Source organism: Nocardia sp. NPDC127526 (assembly GCF_042672265.1).
In the GTDB taxonomy this organism is placed as follows: domain Bacteria; phylum Actinomycetota; class Actinomycetes; order Mycobacteriales; family Mycobacteriaceae; genus Nocardia.
The window spans coordinates 46,699-66,720 of sequence record NZ_JBHXVO010000018.1 but is presented as its reverse complement, the minus strand read 5'-3'; the positions used below and the strand labels follow the sequence as shown (position 1 = coordinate 66,720).

At 63.2% G+C, this 20,022-nt stretch carries 10 protein-coding genes; 7 read left to right on the top strand and 3 right to left on the bottom strand.

Features of this window, described 5'->3' with window-relative positions; all coding sequences use genetic code 11:
- Positions 1-322: 322 nt before the first annotated feature.
- The 7 genes from ACFVIV_RS25550 to ACFVIV_RS25520 are packed head-to-tail and all read left to right on the top strand — an operon-like array spanning position 323 to position 15,963.
- Positions 323-4,930: a DEAD/DEAH box helicase gene (locus ACFVIV_RS25550; RefSeq protein WP_379200424.1), complete on the top strand. Its 4,608-nt coding sequence runs from the start codon at positions 323-325 to the stop codon at positions 4,928-4,930.
- Positions 4,927-6,744 carry a UvrD-helicase domain-containing protein gene (locus ACFVIV_RS25545; RefSeq protein WP_379200422.1) on the top strand — a complete coding sequence of 606 codons (1,818 nt, stop codon included), beginning with the start codon at positions 4,927-4,929 and terminating at the stop codon, positions 6,742-6,744. Before ACFVIV_RS25550 ends, ACFVIV_RS25545 begins: the two co-directional genes overlap by 4 nt.
- On the top strand, positions 6,737-9,919 hold the full coding sequence (locus ACFVIV_RS25540) for a helicase-related protein (protein ID WP_379200421.1): 3,183 nt from the start codon (positions 6,737-6,739) through the stop codon (positions 9,917-9,919). The genes ACFVIV_RS25545 and ACFVIV_RS25540 overlap by 8 nt, the downstream gene beginning before the upstream one ends.
- The gene (drmB, locus tag ACFVIV_RS25535; protein WP_379200419.1) at positions 9,916-11,634 is read left to right on the top strand and encodes a DrmB family protein; all 1,719 of its coding nucleotides are present in this window, start codon (positions 9,916-9,918) and stop codon (positions 11,632-11,634) included. Before ACFVIV_RS25540 ends, drmB begins: the two co-directional genes overlap by 4 nt.
- Before the next feature lie 7 nt (positions 11,635-11,641).
- Positions 11,642-13,807: a UvrD-helicase domain-containing protein gene (locus ACFVIV_RS25530; RefSeq protein WP_379200417.1), complete on the top strand. Its 2,166-nt coding sequence runs from the start codon at positions 11,642-11,644 to the stop codon at positions 13,805-13,807.
- Positions 13,804-14,814 carry a DNA cytosine methyltransferase gene (locus tag ACFVIV_RS25525; RefSeq protein ID WP_379200415.1) on the top strand — a complete coding sequence of 337 codons (1,011 nt, stop codon included), beginning with the start codon at positions 13,804-13,806 and terminating at the stop codon, positions 14,812-14,814. The genes ACFVIV_RS25530 and ACFVIV_RS25525 overlap by 4 nt, the downstream gene beginning before the upstream one ends.
- Positions 14,815-14,859: 45 nt before the next feature.
- Positions 14,860-15,963, top strand: coding sequence for a DNA cytosine methyltransferase (locus tag ACFVIV_RS25520; protein ID WP_379200413.1), 1,104 nt, complete (start codon positions 14,860-14,862; stop codon positions 15,961-15,963).
- A gap of 25 nt (positions 15,964-15,988) precedes the next feature.
- On the opposite strand, the gene ACFVIV_RS25515 is transcribed toward ACFVIV_RS25520, so the two are convergent.
- The 3 genes from ACFVIV_RS25515 to ACFVIV_RS25505 are packed head-to-tail and all read right to left on the bottom strand — an operon-like array spanning position 15,989 to position 19,997.
- Positions 15,989-16,897, bottom strand: a complete 909-nt coding sequence (locus ACFVIV_RS25515) for a DUF6339 family protein (RefSeq protein ID WP_379200411.1) — start codon at positions 16,895-16,897, stop codon at positions 15,989-15,991.
- 2 nt (positions 16,898-16,899) lie between these two features.
- Positions 16,900-17,889, bottom strand: a complete 990-nt coding sequence (locus ACFVIV_RS25510; RefSeq protein ID WP_379200409.1) for a hypothetical protein — start codon at positions 17,887-17,889, stop codon at positions 16,900-16,902.
- The gene (locus ACFVIV_RS25505) at positions 17,886-19,997 is read right to left on the bottom strand and encodes a helix-turn-helix domain-containing protein (protein ID WP_379200407.1); all 2,112 of its coding nucleotides are present in this window, start codon (positions 19,995-19,997) and stop codon (positions 17,886-17,888) included. Before ACFVIV_RS25505 ends, ACFVIV_RS25510 begins: the two co-directional genes overlap by 4 nt.
- Positions 19,998-20,022: the final 25 nt, after the last annotated feature.

Below are 20,022 nucleotides of genomic sequence, written 5' to 3'. Positions count from 1 at the left end.
TTCGATTCCGTGAGCAGGGACTCCGTCGAAGACACGCACTTCACGGCAGGTTCGCGGCGCATCCACGGACGTTCACACAACCCGCAATCTTGAATGGACGCACGACTAAGAAGTCACCAAGCCGACTTCTCAACTCGAACAATAGTTCGAAATCCACTGTGTTTGTATCGAACTGGCGGTCAAGACTTGTCGGATGCCTGTGCCATGATCCTTCGCATCGGTCGAGTTGCCGAAAGCGCGCACTCGTCATCGAGCAACAACAACTGGCATGATCATCGGAAGCAGTGCGATGCACTGAGGTTTGAACTCTTGGGGTGGCGAGATGAGATCAGGGTGGGGTGGCGTCGAATGCGAACTAGGGCACTTTGTACGGCAGCAAACCGAGCAATGCCTGGCCGCGTATCGCGCGAAGCCCAACCTTATCGAGCAGGATGGAGGAATCGAACTCTCCAACATTACCGGCGGGTATGGCAAGAAGCAGCTGCATGAGCTGGTCCAGAACGCGGCAGACGCGTTGACCGACGATTGCGGCCGCATTTCTCTGGTGTTGTCGGAAGACCATCTGTACTGCGCAAACGATGGCCGACCCATCACGCTCGTGGGTGTCGAGACGATCATGGCATCGCACCTTTCCAGAAAGCGCGACAACGAGATCGGGCGGTTCGGCCTAGGGTTCAAGTCCGTGCTTGGAATAACGGATCGCCCCGAGATCATCAGCCGGAGTGGATCATTCCGATTCGATCGAGCGAAGAGCGAGCGGTTGGTTCGTGAGATTTCTCCACACGTGCCGCATACACCCGTATTGCGAATCGGAGAGCCGATCGATCCGCATGAGGCCGCTAGTGCCGACCGCATTCTCGCCGAACTCATGGACTGGGCATCGACGGTGGTACGGCTGCCGCTGAAGGATGGCATCGATTGGCTGGGTGCCGCCCTGTTGGACTTCCCTCCCGAATTCCTTCTCTTCACACCGCATGTCCGCGAAATAGAACTGCGCAACGATATCTCGAATATCCGGCACGTTTGGTCCGCCACTCGTATCGGCCATCGAGTAACCCTCAGCTCCGGTGAAACGGCGAACGGGTGGCAAGTATTTCGTGCAGCACACGAACCCTCCGAGGCCGCTCGCGCGGAGGCGGGGGGCATCACGGGCCGCGAATCCATCGAGGTGACCTGGGCGGTGCCGGACAAGGACAGGACACGGATCGGCTCGTTCTGGTCCTATTTCCCGACGAACTCGCAGACCACGCTGGCGGGAATCATCAACGCGCCCTTCAAAACCAACGAAGACAGGCACGACATCCTGGAAGGCGAATACAACCGGGAGATCCTGCTCTCGACGCTGCCGGATCTCGTCAGCTCGAATCTCGCGGAGTTGGTGAACGAGAAGGACCCGGGCTCCGTCCTCGACATTCTGCCTGCGCGCGGGCGTGAGGCGCGCTCGTGGGCGGACGATGAGATCAACGACCCGATCATGATCGCAGTGGCGCAGGTTCCGTGCCTGCCCGATATGAACGGGAAGCTCCTGCGGCCGACGGGTATCAACCTCGCACCGGAGTTCCTCTCGGACTTCAACTCGTGGAAACCACGTTGGGCAACGGTGGAAGGACGACCGAGCAACTGGCTGCACGGTTCGGGTGAGAGCACTCGTGAGCGTAATGCGAAGGTAGAGCGGCTCATTGCGCTCAGCCGAACCAAGCGGCGCAGCGTCGGCGAGTGGCTGCGAGCGCTGGCACAGGCGGCAGGTGTTCCCGGATCGCGAGAAGCCATCAAGCTCGCGGCCCTGGTCGACGCGCACGCCAGTGACCATGCGAGAGAAATGCGCCTAGGCGCCTTCGTGCTCGCGGCGGACAACTCGTTGCAACAACCGCATGCCGGTCGAATCTTCGTCTCCGACTTCGACAGTGAGCCTGGACCGCAGTTCGTCCATCCCGCGGTGACCGAGGATGCGGCGGTCGTCGAGGCACTCCGCGAGCTACGTATCGGCCCGATGGACCAGCTTGGCCGTTTGAAGTCGCAGGTCGCCCAGATGACCAGCGGTTCACCCACCGGGCATATGGTCGAACGACTGTGGCGGCTCACCCGAGGACTACGGCCTCGCGATGCCGTCGAGACATTGACGGCCGCCTTCGGTGAGGGTGCGGCTCCGGTCCGATCCATGGCCCGCCGCGTCGTGCCGCTCCGCGAGGCTCTGCTGCCCGGTGTCATAGTCCCGCCCGACGGGACGCGTGACGCGGAGCTGACCATCGATACGGCGTTCCACGAAGCGGACATTCAGCTGTTGCGGGCCCTCGGCGCCTACAGCGAACCGCAGCTCGGCAAGCCCGACGGCGAGGAGTGGTTCGTCGAGTGGGACCAGGCGGCTCGCGAGCAATACTGCAAGTGGTCCGCGGACCAAGGAGCGGCGGTACAACCTGGACGGGTCCGCATCACGCCGGGTAGGACCTATCGCGGGCTGGACACCCTGTCCCGTTTGTCACCCGAAGGACGTCGGAACCTCACCCACCTGATCCTGCGCGGCCATACCACCCCCTGGAGCGTCGGCGCCGGAGGCGGCGCCGGAATGCCGTTCACCAATCCGGCGGTGTGGTGGTTGACCCAGCACGGTGTCCTCGATACTGCTTTCGGCCCGAGGCCGGTACGCGAAGTACTCGCTCCGGTTCCCGGCTTCCCCGACGAGCTCCTTCCGGTTGCCCGGGTGAGCGAATCGCAGGCACGTTCGCTCGGTCTCACGTCGCACCTCACGGAACGTGAATGGCGCCGGATCCTGGTGAACCCGTGGAAGTACTTGGATCAGGCAAAATTGCACCGGCTGTATGGTTTCGCGGCTGCGGCCGGCGCACCTGCACCTGATGAGCTGGGCGTCGAAGTCTCGTCGAAGCAGACCCTGGCCGCACCCGACGAGACCTACGTAACTCTCCGCGAGTCGGATTACAGGCTGATGGAGAGCGCAGGCTATCCCGCCGTCGTGGTGGCGACACGCGAGCAGATGACCGCTCTGCTGAACCGTTGGGGACTGCAGGATTCGCACGGTCTGGTCAATCGGGCGGTGCTGCCGACCATATCCGGTGAGACCACCCCGCTGATCGACCGTTTTCCGGGGCTGCGTGCGGTGCTCGGTAGCGATCCCGATATCGAACTCGTCCCTTGTTCCGACATCGCGGTCGAGGTGACGATGCGCAACGCACCCGCCGAGGTGCAAGCGGGACACACGATCCTGCGCGATGGCGAACGCACGGTCTACTTCCTTGACAGCTTGACCGACGACGCATTGTTGTCGTGCCTGAACGCAACGCTGCGACTGGAACTCACATCCGCGCTGTTCAAGAAGACGTTGGAGATCGGCGAACGCAGCGCCAAGAGTCAACTGCGCGAACGAGTCCGCAAGGAGAAGGACGAGGATCGCAAGCTCGTCATGCTCGCCGGCGTCGAGGCGATTCGCAACGAATTGCCCAAGGGCGCCGTGAAACTGGCTGAATCCCGCAGGGGACGCCGGCTCCGCGACGAGGAGATCGCGGCCATGGCTCGCGCTTCGAAGGGTGCGGGTCTTTTGAAACGCCTGTTGCCCGCAATCGAGGAGAAGGGGATCGTCCTTCCGCAGCTGACCGGTTCGTATCAAGCCCGAGCCGCGATTCAGGATCTCGGCCTGGCTCCCGAATTCGCGGGCAGCCGGACCGTTGCGCCGCCACCGCGATTCGAGGTGATCGGCCCGGTCGGGCTCCCTCCGCTGCACGACTATCAGGAAGCGGTGGTCGAGAACATGCTCGCGGTGCTGCGACCTGGCGGAAAGAACCGTGGAATCGTGTCCCTTCCGACGGGATCCGGTAAGACGCGGGTGGCCGTTGAGGCCATCATCAAGCACGTGACCCAGACGGATTCCGAACCGGTCATTCTCTGGATCGCGCAGACCGATGAACTCTGTGAGCAAGCCGTCGACACCTGGTCCTACACCTGGTCGTCGGCCGCGCGACCGGGTGCGAAGCTGACCATCAGCAGACTGTGGGGCGCTAACGACACCACACCGGCCGAGGACGGCACTCATCTTGTCGTCACGACCGACGCGAAATTGCTGTCCCTGAGCCGGAAGCGGGAGCACGACTGGTTGGCCGATGCCGACATCGTGCTCGTGGACGAAGCGCACACGTCGATCTCCAAGACCTACACCGAACTGTTCAACTGGCTCAAGCGCGGTGCCAGAGAACGTGATCGGGTCTTGATCGGGCTGTCGGCCAGCCCGTATCGAGGACACAACGAGGAACAGACGCGCAGCCTCATCAACCGCTACGACTCGAACTTGCTGACCGCCGGAGTGCTGGGCAGTGACCCCCATGCCGAGTTGCAGCGGCGCGGAATCCTCGCTCGGGTGCGACATCTCGAGCTGGATGGCATGACGTTGACACCCAGCAAGACCCGCCGACGGGAGGAGACCGAGCCCACCCATCTCGAGGACTTCCGCATCGACCTCGAGGCGGTTGCAGCCAACGACCAACGCAACCGCCGGATTCTGAGTTCGATCGAGGGCCTTCCCTCGGATATGACGGCCCTCGTCTTCACAGCATCGGTGCAGCACGCCGAAACGCTGGCGGCGGTACTGAGCGACATGGGAATTCGATCGGCATCCATCGCCGGCTACACCCAGCCGAGCGAACGCCGCCGGGTGATCGATCGTTTCAAGGCCGGTGAAATCCGGGTGCTGACCAATTACAACGTGCTGTCGCAAGGTTTCGATGCCCCGAAGGTCGGTGCGGTGTACGTGGCTCGGCCGACGTTCAGCCCCAACCGATATCAACAGATGATCGGACGGGGGTTACGAGGGCCCCACAACGGCGGGTCCGAGGAGGTCCTCATCGTCAACGTCAAGGACAACATCGACGCGTTCGGGACCAAACTCGCATTTCATCATTTCGATCCCCTATGGCAGGACCAGTGACTCCTCAGGCTCCCATCGTCGAACTGGACGATGTTCAGCGCGCGATCGTGGAATCGCCGATCGAAGCGCGCTTGCTGGTGGTGGCCGGTGCGGGCCAGGGCAAGACCGAGGTCGTGGCCGCGCGCATCGGGCAGCTTGTCGCAGCCGAGGATCTTTCGGCCTCGGCGGAGATACTGGTGCTGAGCTTTTCGCGGGCTGCCGTGGATGCGGTCCGCAAGCGCCTGGATGCCCGTGCGGTGGCGCAGGCCAACGTGCGCACTTTCGATTCCTTCGCGAACCGACTGCTGGTGGACGCCGACATCGAGCCCAAAGGTGACTTCGATGCTCGCATTCGACAGGCCACGAAGTATCTGAACGAGACGACCGAACGACCGTACGAACTCGACGACCTACGCCATGTGGTGGTGGACGAGATCCAGGATCTGGTCGGCGACCGCGCAGACTTCGTCCTCGCCGTACTGCGCACCCTGGACACGCAGGTGGGGATCACCGCATTGGGAGATCCGCTGCAAGCCATCTACGACTTCCAGTTGGCGAAGAGCAAGAGCCGATCGACGTCAGCTGATGTGTTCACCGCACTCCGGAGCGAGCTCGGTGCACATCAGGTGGCGTTGTACACGAATTACCGCGCGCGGGGCAGCGATCCCAAGAAGATCATCGGTCTGGGCAACCGGATCCGCGACCTCGAGGACGCCGAACAGGCGTGGGAGTTGATTCGAGAATTCGATTCGACATTGCTCCCGCTGGGTGATCCCGCAGACTGGGCCGAGCTGCTGGCCGGGCGAGCCACACGCACCGCGGTTCTCTGTGTGTCGAATGCAGAGGTGCTTCGCGCTTCCCGCGAGCTGCACAAGCTTGGAGTCCGGCATGTCGTGCGCCGGTCGGCACAGGAGTTCGGTGCGGCACGATGGATCGGTCCGGCGCTGAACGGATTCAGTCGAATGGACGTCACCAAGGACGACGTCGACGAGGCGCTGTCCAAGCTGCCGCACGGTGTGGCACCCAGCGACGCCTGGTATCTGCTCAAGGCCGCGGAATCGGGTCGAAATCACAACTCGCTGAACCTGTCTCGACTACGAACTGTCATCCGATCGGGCGCCACCCCATTGGCGTTGACCGAACAGGACAACGCCGAGGTAATACTCTCGACCATCCACCGCTCCAAGGGCCTCGAATTCGACCGGGTGTTCCTGGTCGACCCGAGCTATCCGAGCAAGAGCGACGATCTCTGGGCAGCGGTTCGGGCGCGGTATGTCGCTTTGAGCAGGGCACGTGACCAGGTGTTCAGCTGCAACCTTGCCAAGAACCATGCCTACTGGACCGAAGAGTATTGGCTCCCCGGTCGAATCCTGGAACGAGTCCGGAACGGCACCTCGAAGCGCACCAAGACAATGGAGTTCTGCTACGCCGACGTCGCGGTCGATGTGCCATTCGGAACGCGGGCCGACGCGGGCATCCTCCAGGGTCGGCTGAGCGAGGCCCTGTTCGACGGAATGGATGTCGAGGCACATCTCGATCCAGAGCGCACGGCGGGCGTCATTCCCTCCTTCATTTTCGTGGCCGCAGCCGACGGAACCGCGATCGGCAGGTCCAGTGAATCGTTCGGTACCGCGTTCCTGAAGGCGTTCGGACTCGGTGGACGACCACTGCCCAAGAAGCTGACAGGACTATCGGTGGTCTCGGTCGAAACCGTGGCCGCCGAACCACGAATGACAGAGCAGACCGGCCTGGGCGGTTCGGGGATGTGGCTCGTTCCCCGTATCGCAGGGTTGGTGCTGCCGGACTGGAACAGCAGGGAGTCGGAGAGTGAATGAGGCAATGAGGCCAGAACTTGGTGAGAAGTATCGATTCCGCGCCGAGATGATCGAAGAGCTCACGCGGGATGTGTTCGGACCCGATGCCACGGAATCCGAGGTACTCGACGAGCCGCCGTTGAGCCGCTACGTCGTCGGTGTGCTGTGGCCGTCCGGTGAACCGCTGCAGGAGCCGCCCGAGCCCGATGAAGCCGAATCGTATGACGGCGACACCTTCGAGGACACCCCCGTCGCGCAGTCGCGAATGCGGTACCCGTCGACGATGGGTTTGACTCTGTCGGTTCGCCTTTCGCAATCACGCACGATATCGATCACGCCGGCCGGTGCTCACTATGTCGAAGTAGCCGAGGCGGGTTCGGCAGTAGGAGACGGGCAGTGGCAGCGGATCCCACTCGAATTGTCAACGCTGGAACAGGATCTCACGAAACCCGGTATCCACGCCGACGAAGTCGTCCCGGGTCTGCAGGTGCACCGCTACGTTCGCCCCGAGCGGGACGGCATCGTGACGGTTTCGATCACGCTGCGCAATGTTCAAACCACCCCTCGGGGGACACTGCGCGACTCGAAAGCCTGGTTCCAGGTCGGACTCCGGGTCGGCACCGATCGCCCGGCAATCGTCAATCGCACCTTTCATCGCAATACCGGTCACGATGAGGATCTCGACAGCGCGGCGCTGCTCTACCGCAATATGTACACCTTCGCGGTCGGCCACGGCTGCGCGGCAACATGGGATCTCTCATCCGCAGTCAACGCCATGGTCACCGAAGTGGAGACCACCTTTTTGCCGACCTATGAAGTGAGTCGCGCCCGGCCGGGGCAACTCGACGAGTCCGTGGATCTACGGATGTCATTCCTCGCGGAAGCCGGTGCAGCCGAGGTGATCTCGAATCTGCGCGAACTCACTCGTCGATATCGCGCATGGATCGACGACCTTGCGGCCACCGTCGAGAACGGTGCCGCCGGCGTACTGGCCGATCTTCGGTCCGTGGCGGAACGCCATATCCGAGACGCACGCAAAGCAGCGGACCGGATCGACGCCGGGATCCGCCATCTCGACAACGCGAACGCGATGCAAGCTTTCCGCTTGGCCAATCGCGCCATGCAGTTGCAGCGTGCCCGCCAAGAGTGGATTCGCAGTGGTGCTGCCGGACAGGTCGGTACCGGCGAGAACGAACGGTGGTATCCGTTCCAGATCGCCTACATCCTGCTCAACCTTCCAGCGCTGAGCGATCGCAAGCATCCCGACCGTGAGCTGGCGGATCTGCTGTGGTTCCCGACCGGCGGCGGCAAGACGGAGGCATACCTCGGTCTGGTGGCGTACTGCATCATTCATCGCCGACTGCACGACCCCGAGGCCGTGGGTGTCGCGGTCATCATGCGATACACCCTGCGGCTGTTGACGATTCAGCAGTTCGAGCGCGCGTCGATGCTGATGTGCTCACTCGAGACCGTCCGGCGGAGCGATATCGAGAACCTTGGTCGACGACCGTTCTCGATCGGACTGTGGGTGGGGTCGGGTGGCACGCCGAACACCCTCGATGAGGCGAAGAGGGCCATCCGCCAATTGCGCTCGGGACGTGAGATCGGTGAGCAAAATCCGGTTCAACTCACCCAGTGTCCGTGGTGCGGGGCCGCGCTCGATGCCAATCTCTACGAAGTCGTACTGCGGCCGGAGCGGCACCTGCGGATCGCCTGCGGACGATCCGGATGCGATTTCGCCGAAGGACTGCCGGTTCATGTCGTCGACGAGGACATCTACAACACCAGACCCGAACTGGTCCTCGGCACGGTGGACAAATTCGCGCAAATGGCCTGGAAATCGGATGTGGGCAGGCTGTTCGCGCGCGACGGCGTCGGGCTGCCCCCGGATCTCATCATCCAGGACGAATTGCACCTGATCTCGGGCCCTCTGGGCTCGATGGTGGGTCTGTACGAGACGGCCATCGACGCAGCCTGCTCGGTCAAGTCCTTGGATGACGGCTCGTCGTATGGTCGACCCAAGGTGATCGCCTCAACGGCGACCATCCGACGGGCGGAAAAGCAGATCGAAGCGGTCTTCGCTCGCAGTGCCGCACAATTCCCGCCGCCGGGGATCGATCCCGATCAGTCCTTCTTCGCCGAGCCGGCACCACGCGAAGCACTCGGCACTCGCGCCTACGTCGGGATCATGGCGCCGGGAACCAGTCATGCGACGCTGCTGGTCCGCGCGTACACGGCTGTCCTTCAAGCCGCCGCCGACATCGCGGGTGACGATGCCACCCGCGATCCCTACTGGACGCTCTTGGGCTATTTCAACAGCCTCCGGGTGCTCGGCAGCGCCAATCTCCAAGTCGAAGGCGACGTCCGAGAACGGCTGTCGCTGGTCGCGAACCGCAAGGGTACGGCCGCCCGGAAGCTGGGCTCGCTCAACGAGCTGACCAGTCGTGTCCCGTCCGCCGACATCCCCGACCGACTCAAGCAACTCGAACGCAGGTATGCCGATGGCTCGGCCGATGACGTCGTCCTGGCCACCAATATGATCTCGGTCGGAGTCGATATCGATCGTCTAGGGCTGATGGCTGTGATGGGACAGCCGCAGTCCAGTGCCGAGTACATCCAGGCGACCAGCCGTGTGGGACGCAGGCATCCGGGCCTCGTCGTCGTCATCTTCAACAGCGCGCGGTCCCGCGATCGGTCCCACTACGAGAACTTCGTCCCCTATCACCAAGCGCTCTATCGTGCCGTGGAAGCGACCAGCGCGACGCCCTTCGCGGCCCGAGCGCGCGACCGCGGTCTGCACGGCGTCCTGGTTTCACTCGCCCGTCTGCTGGTACCGGCTCTGTCCGGGGACAGCTCAGCGGTACTCGCCGAAAAGCACTGGGACGAATTGCGGGAAGTCGCCAAGCTGATCGAGGAGCGGGTCGATCGAGTTGCCGAGAACGAATACGACGCCACCAGCACCGAACTCGATCGGCTCCTCGATGTCTGGGTCAAGGACGTCGCGGCCAAGCACAACCTTCGATACAGCAACAGAACCAATCCCGAGGCCGCGCTGCTCGTCGAGGCCGGAACCGCTTTGGTCGACGAGAGCATCGAGTACTCACAGGACGAGACACCCTGGCCGACATTGCAGAGCATGCGCGACGTCGACGCCGAAAGCACCCTTTACCCGATCGTCATGAGGAGGAAGTCATGACCGCCAACCCCCGGGCACGTCGTACTCAGTTGCTGAGCACCTACGGGATCGGCGGCCTCTTTCCCTCCGAGACAACCAGTTTCATGATCGCTGGGCTGGACGAGTGGAGAGCCGAGAGCCCATTGGTGAGCGAACCGCGGTTGGCTCGGTCACTGGGTGTCCTCCAACTGAAATCACCGCCTGCCGGGAGCAAGCGAGACGTCCCGGTGATTCGTTTTCCAGAGGTTCAGATCTGTACTTCGTGCCGCCGTATCGGCACGATCTTCGACCTGTCCCGGGACTGGAATGTCGCCAAATGCGCTCAGTGCGAGGCCAAAGCAGATCTCACGCCGTTTCGACTGATCGTCACCTGCCGACGCGGGCACATCAAGGACTTCCCGTACTACGAGTGGCTGCACAAGGGCACACCCGGTGCCGGCGTAAAACACGAAATGCGTCTGAAGGCACTGGGCAGGACGTCCTCGCTGGCTGACCTTGTCCTCCAATGCTCGTGCGGCGTCACGCCCAGATCGCTCGACGGTGCGACCACTCTGAAAGCCCTGGCACCGTTCGGTAAGTGCAGTGGTGCTCGACCCTGGCTCGGACCTGAGTACACGCAGGAGTGCGCCGAGATTCCCCAGGCCGTGCAGCGTGGTGCGTCCAATGTGTGGTTCCCGGCGGTCCGGTCGGCGATATCGATCCCGCCGTATTCGGAAGCGGTCGCGAAGTTCGTCAAGCGGCATTGGAAGTTCTTCGAGGACCCTGAAGCCGTGAATGCCAGGTTGTTGGAGAATCTCGCAAGCGAGCCGGGTGCGAAATTCACCGTGGCTGAGCTCGCGAGCGAGATCGAGCGACAGCGCGGTGAAGACAGCGGTGTCGAGATCGATGAAGAGATGCTGCGCCGTCAGGAATACGAAGCCCTGCTCGCAGGTTTCGAAGACGATGGAAAGACATCCGATTTCGTCTGCCTGAAGCAGGAACTCGACCCCGACCTGCCTTCGTTGGTCACAGAGGTTCGGAAAGTCACTCGGCTGCGCGAGATTCGTGCGTTGTTCGGATTCTCTCGGCTCGACGGTGTAACCGACCTGTCCTCCGATGCGCTCTGCGCGCTGTCGCACACCCAGAAGAATTGGCTGCCTGCCATCGAGGTGATCGGCGAAGGTGTCTTCGCGGCCTTCGACCGCGCGGCGCTGGCGGAGTGGGCCGAACGTCCATTCGCTCAGGACAGGCGGACCCGTTTGCAGAACGCCGCGAACCGTCGAGCCGAGGAATTCGGCAGGATCGAAGCGCCGCAGGTCGATATTGTCAAAGTAGCTCTGCATACCCTGGCACACGTCATCATCGACCAGTTCTCGCTCGATGCGGGGTATCCGGCGGCATCGCTACGGGAGCGCTTGTTCGTCGACGAGAACATGGCGGGCATACTCATCTATACGGCCAGCTCCGATTCCGCCGGGAGTCTGGGAGGTGTTGCATCACAGGCCGATCCAGAGAGGTTCGCCGACGCCATGCGCGAAGGACTGACGCGCCTGTCCTGGTGCTCGGCTGATCCTGTCTGCATCGAAGCGACGGGTTCGGGGGTCGACGCACTCAACCTCGCGGCCTGTCACGCCTGCGTACTCGTTCCGGAGACGTCGTGCGAGCTGAACAACGTCTTCCTGGACCGGGCGCTGCTGTTCGGTACCCCGGTCGACAACCAGGAGTCCGAAGGTCTGTTCAGCGACTATCCGAGGTGAGGCGACGATGAAGACTCAGGTCCTGATTCATGATCTGTTCCAGCAGTCGTTCGATGCTCTGGACAACAGCGTCCGCAGTCGTGTCATGCCTTTCATCATGAAGCTGCAGCAGGATCCGGACGCAGCGGGGTTGGACCTCAAACAACCGAAGTTGGCTCGCAACAAGTACGTTCGCACCGCACGGGTCAACGACGGCTATCGAGCTGTTCTGATCGCAGGCGGCGCGGACGGGGAGCGAGCGGCATTGTGGTTGGTCGCGGTCAAGAAGCACGACGATGCCTACGACTACGCTCGTAGGCTGACGCTTCAGGTGAATCCTCGGACCGGTGCGGCCGAGCTGTTCGACTCCCTCGCGCTCGGCGAGGCTGTCGACCGTGCCCGTGATGCGACGAACGACGCTGCTGCTCCCCTCATTTCAGCGAAAGTGAGTCAGGCGGACCTGGAGAGGTTCGGCGTGGATCGTGAGGTCGCGGCCGAACTCAAGCGTGTGACCGATGAGAAGGCACTCGAGGAGATCATCTTCGCCCTGCCCTCCTCTCAGGGTGCCGCGGTGCTGGATCTCGCCTGTGGAAAGAGCGCCGACGACGTGTGGCGCGACCTTGTCGGCGAGGCCCCTGATTCGGTGGACACCGAGGACCTGGCAGAGGCCTTGCAGCGCCCGCTGTCGCGACTGAGCTTCACCGCGTTCGATGTCGCCAATCAGAACGAGCTCCGCGCAATGCTCGAGGGTGACCTCGCCCGCTGGCGTATTTGGTTGCATCCTTTGCAACGACAGTTGGCGACCCATCGCGGCTGGAAAGGACCGTTCCGGGTCACCGGCGGGGCAGGCACCGGGAAGACCGTGACCGCCGTGCACCGGGCTCGATTTCTCGGCGCTCGACTCCGAACGCCCGGGCAGAAGGTGCTTTTCACCACCTTCACGAAGAATTTGGCCCGGTCGATCGAGAGCCAGCTCACTTCTCTGGCCGGCGCACAGTGTCTGCGGAACATCGATGTGGTGAACATCGACGCTGTGGCTCGACGCGTCGTGGCGGCGAGCGGAATCGGTGCGCCGGCATTGGCCACGGCGACCCTGGTATCGGACACCGATCAGCGAGTCAGGGAGCTTTGGTCCCGGGCGACAATGGTCGGCATCGAATCATGGGATACGAGATTTCTGGCCGACGAATGGTCGCAGACAGTGCTCGGCCACGGAGTCGGCGACGAACAGGGCTATCTGCGTGTTTCCCGCGCCGGACGCAACGAACGGCTCAGTCGGTCCCAACGGTCCGATGTCTGGCAGGTCATCGCCCAGTTCGAGCGCTTGATGTCCGAGGCGTGTCTGATGACCTTCACGCAGCTCGCGGCCCACGCCGCAGGCCTGCTGCAGGCCGACCGGACCCTACGAGCGAAGTTCCCTTACCGACATGCGGTGGTGGACGAAGCGCAGGATCTGCATCCTGCACACTGGCGCATGATCCGGAATCTGGTCCCGCAAGGCACCGACGACCTTTTCATCGTCGGTGATGCACACCAGCGCATTTACGGCAGGCGAACTCCTTTGTCACGCTATGGGATCGAGACTCGCGGGCGCTCACGCAGGTTGACCGTCAACTATCGCACCTCGGAACAGATCCTGCGTTGGTGTCTACAGATCGTCGTCGAGGAGGTGGACGACCTGGATCTCGACGTCGACGACTTCACCGGCGCGCGTTCGGTATTCCGCGGCCCGGAGTTGGAAATGAACAGCTGCGCCACAACGACGGCGGAGATCGACCGGATCGCCGACACGATCACCAGGTGGAACAACGACTGCGCGCTGAGCGACATCGCCGTGTTCACACTCGAGCATCGCCACGTGGAGAGACTCGCCGAAGCACTGGCGGTGCGCGGGATACCGGCCGTGCAGGTCGACGACCGATCCGACGAATCGGCCCTGGGCGACGAAGTCCGTGTGATGACCATGCACCGGGCCAAGGGACTCGAGTATCGCGCCGTCGCGCTCGCGCAGTTGGGTGCGGACTCCTTCCCTCCGCCGTACCTGCACAAGTTGACGGAATACGAGCAGCATCAGGAAGAGAACCGACTCCGCTGCCTGCTCTATGTCGCCGGTTCCCGGGCACGCGAACGCCTCGCGCTGTCCTGGGCGGGGGCGCCGTCGCCGCTGCTGGCAGCCCTGCCGTCGAGTGCATGATGGTTACCACCCCGCCGACCTCACATCGCCGCGAACCGACCCTGCTCGATGTTTGCGCGGGTGGCGGCGGACTCGCGTCCGGTCTGGCCAGGGCAGGCTTCCGACCGGTCCTGCTGCTCGACAGTTTGGCGCAGGCATGTGACACCCTACGTTTGAACCAGCCGAATTGGCAGGTACTGCAACAGGACCTGTTGGAGTTCGATCCGGCCGAGCACCCCGAGTGCTACGACGTCGATCTACTGTCGGCAGGGCTGCCGCGCGTCAAAGCGGTGGCCGCCATCAACCGAACCCGCAGCGATGACAATGAGCTGAGCCTCCTGATGGCCACCGTCATGCTCGTCCATGGCGTCCAGCCGCGAGCGCTGCTGCTCGACAACCTAGTTGATCTTGTGACCAAGGACACCTACGAGCCTGTTCGCGGATTCATCGAGAAGGAGCTCACACATCTCGGCTATCAGTGGCGTTGGTTCAGCCTGAATGCCGCCGATTTCGGCGTTCCCCAGATTCGAAGACAGGGTTTTCTCGTTGCGATGCGCGGTGGCCTGCTCGAACGGTTCCGCCCGCCCGACCCGCTGCCGTCCGATCGCCGGACGACTGTCGGTGCCGCACTGGGGAAGTCGATGGCGGAGCGGGGGTGGCCGGACGCCGACCGCTGGGCTCGCCAGGCCGATGCCGTCGCGCCCACACTCGTCGGCGGCTCGATGGACCGCGGTGGCGCCGACCTGGGCCCATCCGGGACGAAGCGGGCGTGGGCTCGTATGGGCGTGTACGCGGGCAGCTTGGGCGACGTTGTGCCTGGACCCGACTTCGCGTGGAATCCGGGCCGGGGAAAGGACGGCATGGTGCGACTCACAGTCGAGCAAACCGCCATCCTCCAGGGCTTTCCTATCAACTGGCAGTTCGCGGGCCGAAAGACGATGCGCTATCGACAGATCGGACATGCCACACCTCCGCCGGTCGCACGTGCCCTCGGCCACGCAATAAGAGAAGCCGTAACGGAATATTGACGAGCATTCCCGAATTCCGGGTCACTTGGAATAAGATCGGCGATCATGCCCGCAAACCCCTCGAACACTTCACCGCGCATCCATGCGGTAGATCTGTTCGCTGGTCCCGGCGGCCTCGATGTCGGTGCCCACTGGCTGGGTATGGATGTCGACGGCATCGAATGGGACCGCGACGCCTGCGCCACACGAGAGGCTGCGGGACTCAGCACCAAACACGGTGACGTTCGCGACTTCGGGCCCACACACTTTCCGAACGCGACCGTCCTCACCGGTGGACCACCCTGTCAGACGTACACGGTCGCCGGAAACGGCACCGGCAGACTGGCTTTGGCTCATGTGCTGGAGATGGTCGACCGCATGATCAGAGGCCGGAAGGTCGGCCGGAGTCTCGACGCCCTGAACAAGCACACCGGTGACGAACGCTCCGGTCTGGTACTGGAACCGCTACGTTGGGTGCTGGAGGCATACCATGCCGGCAAACCCTACGAAGCAATCGTGCTCGAGCAGGTGACCGCGGTCCTCCCCGTGTGGCGCGCAGTCGGCCTGGCACTCAACAAGATCGGCTATTTCGTCGACTGCAGAATCCTGCACACCGAGCAGTATGGGGTTCCGCAAACTCGCCGTCGCGCAATTCTCATCGCGCGTCGTGACGAGCATCCCTTCCTGCCCGACCCGACCCATCACCTGTATCGGAAAGGCAAACGCCGAACCGATTACGACACCGGCCTGCGCCCGTGGGTGACAATGGGTGATGCGTTGGGACGCAAGGGATTCGCGGTCATCTCGAACTACGGCACCGGCGGTGATCCCAAAGCACGCGGACGCCGCAGTTGGGAGGAACCCGCGGCGACGGTCACCGGCAAGGTTTCTCGGAACCGGCTGGTGAGTGTGGTGGACGACAGTGACCTGGGCCGCCTGTCACTGCCCGAAGCCGGTCGGCTGCAGACATTTCCGCGCGACTACCCATGGTCCGACCGCAATACGGCTCAGCAGATCGGCAATGCCATCCCACCCCGGCTCGGTGCACACGTCCTTGCTTCGGCGTTGAACGCCGAGCTCGACAACGATGTACTGGACCGGGCGGTCGACCTCAGCTGGTACAGCAGCAGAAACGGCGTGCCCGGGCTTGTTCGCGGGCGGAAGCGGTAGACCCGCCCCGGCATCTTCCACACGCTCAGCCGAGGCCCGACGCCCTATCTGGTTTCGTCCGTTCGCGCCGACCGGCGCTCGCGAGCAACTCTTCGAACAGCGGCAACAGCGCCTCCACCGTGGAGGCGCTGACAGATCCGTCATCAGGGCCGAAAGGCAATGTCTCCCAAGGCACCGGCGGCATCTCGTCGACCTCCGAGATCCATTCGTGGAGCGCGTAGTGGTCGACGACCGCATCCGGGGCGATCACATCGAAAACGAGTGTGCTGGCGGCCGCATTGATCGCTGTTGCGAGAGGTGTGATGACATCACCGATCGCCGCGGTCCTCGCCGCGATCATGTCGTCGACCATACGAACGATCGCCAGTGCGGTCGGGCGGTGATCGATCACGGAGAATCGCAGAACAGTATTGGGAAACTCCTGATAGCGGAAGACAGTCCCGACCGGGCTGTAATCACGACCGTTCCGGAACAGTTCGGCAGCCCACCAGAGGCGAGAGAATGCCTGCGTATATTGCAAACCGTTGAAACGAGACTCAGGGGCTTCGGTCTTTTCTCCGGAGCCACGAGGCTTGTGCCGCCAGACCACGTAATCCGGGGCGACCACCAGAGCGAGATAATTCCACAGCTCGGCGTCAGCCGCCTCGGCACGTGTCATTCGCAAGGTCGCATGCAGGCGCGGCGCCAGCCAACCGTCGACGGTGGTGTCGCCCGGGTCGAATCGGCGCATGGCTTCATCGAGCAGATCCCGAACAGGCCGAGATCGCCATCGTCCCAACGGCTCGACCGTCAACGGTTGGGTTGCTTTCAGCAGGGACTCCCGAAGCGGGTTCTCGATGCCCGCCCGCACCCCGGCGGTGAGAAATCGAGCCATCACCAAACGCTGCAGCACCCCGAGGTAGTCCGGAATCTCTACGACCGCATGTCTTCCCATGGTCACGCACTCTCGCCGTCACGATGCACGGTTCGAACCGCCACGGTCAACTTCTTCGTTCGCTGGCTGCGTTTCGCGGCTGCATATTCGACCTTCGCCTGCAAGTCGGCCCATCCTTCACCGCTGCGACGGATCTCGGCAATCCGATTCAGCGCATCATCCTGGGAATATCCGGGCATCACATCGGGCAACATCGCGCGCAGCACCGAGCCATGCCATCCCGTCGGCATTTCGGATCCCTCGGACTCGTCCGGCTGTAGATCGCTGATCGCCGTCTGGAACATCACCGTCCAGGTGTCCTGTGCGATCTGGCTGAACGTCAGATCACGAACGAGCCGTTCGGCGGTCGATCCGCCCTTGCCACGCAGGATGGTCATCAGCCCTTCGACGGCCGCCGTGTTGATGTACACAACAGGCTCTTCCGCCGTGGCATCGGCTATGCAGAGCGTATCCGCATATGGGACGAAGCGTGGATCGGTGCTGAAATCCAATTCGCGAGTGGCAATTTCACGATTGCGGACCGGAACCGCCTCCATCAGGTCGATGAACCACTCGGTGTCCGCAGCTCCGGCACCGATCAACCGGGCGGGTACCTCGTCCACGGTCCCGACCAACAGCACATCCAAACAAGCGCGTCGACGGAAACGAGCCCTGGGCATCGTGACCGTCCCCCGCCAGATACCGTCGTCGCCGCGACGCGCTGTTGCGGTGCATCGGGAATTCGTCGCTTCTTCACTCAGCGCCGCCAGGCAGACGACCTCTTGCCAGGGGCCGGAGCGGAGCTCGTCATCGGGCATCTCGATCTCGACATCGATCTCGGCCTCCTGCCAGTCCCGGCGACCTGCCTGGTGGAGCGCGACCACACGCTCTCTGCCATTGATGTTCGCCAATGGGACCGGTGCGCCGTCGACTCGAACAGACGAGACATCGATCCGGATGTCACCGAACACAACCGGATAGGCGACCGCGGCATTCTTCTGGACCACACTCACGGCTTCGCCCCTCGACTCTGTCGAAGTTCGACGACGAGCCGGGCATATTTGCTCAACACCGGATGGCTCGACGGATCGGTGATTCCGGAGAACTCAGCCATGCGAGTTCCGGGTGCGACCATCAGTAGCCCGTCCTCGACGACGCATCCCTGGATTTCCTCGATCTCCTTCCATCGGATCGCGGGACGGCCTCCGGATCTCACGTCGAACTTCGCGACAGGTACGAGAAGCCACGGGGATTCGGACTCCGGCAAGCGGATCCTGATCCGCACCCGCCAGGCTCCGGAATCGTCGACCGTCGAGCTGACCGACACCACTGACGGTGCGCCCTGGGTACCTCGTACGGTGGCAGCACCGCCGCCGGACCCGCCATCCAGTTTGAGCAGTTCGCGCAGACCCGCGGGACCTTCATTGGTCGAGGTCTCGCGACGGCCCACCAAACCGTAGACAGCCTTGTCGACGGCGCGTAGGAACTCCTCGATCCGCGTGCCCGCGCCGCGTTCGTACTCGGTGGACAGCTCCTCAGTCCGACCCCAGCGATTGTGCTCCGGCGGCTCGGAGGCCCGAAGGAACCGTTCGGCACGATCCACATCGTCACCATCGCGCTCCGTAGCTCCGCCGGCCAGGAGCACGGCCTGAAACGGAATGGCGCCCAGGGGGAGACTTCGTGGACGCTTCTCCTGCACGGTCATCCGACTACCGCGCATGTACGCGACTTTGAAATCGGACTCGCTCCCTTCGTCGCTGGGTGCGAGCAATAGTACGGCGCGGTGCTCGGTGTCCTTCGGCTTCCGCCGGTCCTCGTCGCGACGTCGTGTCACGGACAGCGGAACATCCACGCGCACAACCTGATCGGTGCCGGTCAGTGCATCGACGGTTTCGCCGTCCAAATAGGCCTGCAGTGCGCGGCTCAAGGCCGGGCGATGCTGGTGCGGATCCACCAGCACGTCCGCCACCACGACCTCACCGTTCCGGAGAGCAGTGACCCTCGCCTCGAGTTTGGGAACCGAATCGCGACCGGTCACCATCGCGGCCCAGAACTGCCTGCCGAGAGCCTCGACGATAGCTCTATGGAGATCCGTCAGGGTTTCGGCATTACCGGAACCGTCATGGGCACCGACTATGAGAAATGAGGTTCCCGGATCGTGGAAGTACCGTTCGAGGTGCAATGCACGAACCGTGACCTCGTCCGCCCACCAAGACTTGGAGACGTCCACGTCACCCAGATGCGAATCAGGCTCACCGAACCAGGCCGGACCGGCGAAAGCGTTGTCGCCCACCGTGTGCCACGGCAGGTCGAGACGGCCGATCAGCCGGCGCTCGGTTCGTCCCGCCTGCGGCAGATACAACGTCGAATTGATCAGGACCATGCCGAAACGGCTGGTGGCCCACAGGGTCGCCTTGCCTAGGCCGTACGACCCGCCGGCACCTGCGCCCGCCGATTCTTTGCGACTGTCGAGCTGTCGGCGCACAACGGCGGCGAAACGGCCGTCGCCGTAATCGTCACCAGTCAGTCCGGACGCGTTGTAGTCGTCGATTCGCAAGAGCAGCAACGACTTCTGTGTGTCGAGATCGTTCAGCGCGGCGTTGAGGCTGCGAGCCACCTTCTGCTGCGATTGCGTCGCAGCACTGCGATAGTGCCCGGCGAGTTCGCTCCACCGCATGGCGCGCAGGAAAGCCTCACAATGGGAGCCGGTCAACTCGTGCAGGGTGTAATGCACCCGCACCGGCCGATTCGGGTCGACACGTTCATCCAGCGAGTTCTGAGTAGCCTCCCGCACGAGCACGTCCGGGTCGACATCGAACGCGAAAATCGCCGCGTTGCCGTACTCGCGACCGCCGTCGGCATGGGCGGGTCGAAAGCGCCAACCAACCGATGTCTCGAACTGGGCTTCGTCGGAGGTCGCCACCGGTGCGGCGGCTGCGCCGAAGTGCGTCAGGATCTCGGCCTCGAGATCGGCATGCGGCTGCGAACGGCCCATGATCCACGCCGTCACCGCGGCCTTCGTGACCCCGATGTCGCGCGCGAATTCGGCCGGAGATTTGTTGGCGCGCTCGAGCTGACTGCTCAGCCAGGAACCAAAGCTCCCCTGTGCGTCGTATGTCATCCGCGCCGCGGCCCTCCCACCCGAT

Coding starts and splice junctions, on each gene's coding strand:
- ACFVIV_RS25550 (WP_379200424.1), top strand. CDS start 323: ATGAGATCAGGGTGGGGTGGCGTCGAATGCGAACTAGGGCACTTTGTA.
- drmB (WP_379200419.1), top strand. CDS start 9,916: ATGACCGCCAACCCCCGGGCACGTCGTACTCAGTTGCTGAGCACCTAC.
- ACFVIV_RS25530 (WP_379200417.1), top strand. CDS start 11,642: ATGAAGACTCAGGTCCTGATTCATGATCTGTTCCAGCAGTCGTTCGAT.
- ACFVIV_RS25525 (WP_379200415.1), top strand. CDS start 13,804: ATGATGGTTACCACCCCGCCGACCTCACATCGCCGCGAACCGACCCTG.
- ACFVIV_RS25520 (WP_379200413.1), top strand. CDS start 14,860: ATGCCCGCAAACCCCTCGAACACTTCACCGCGCATCCATGCGGTAGAT.
- ACFVIV_RS25515 (WP_379200411.1), bottom strand. CDS start 16,897: ATGGGAAGACATGCGGTCGTAGAGATTCCGGACTACCTCGGGGTGCTG.
- ACFVIV_RS25505 (WP_379200407.1), bottom strand. CDS start 19,997: ATGACATACGACGCACAGGGGAGCTTTGGTTCCTGGCTGAGCAGTCAG.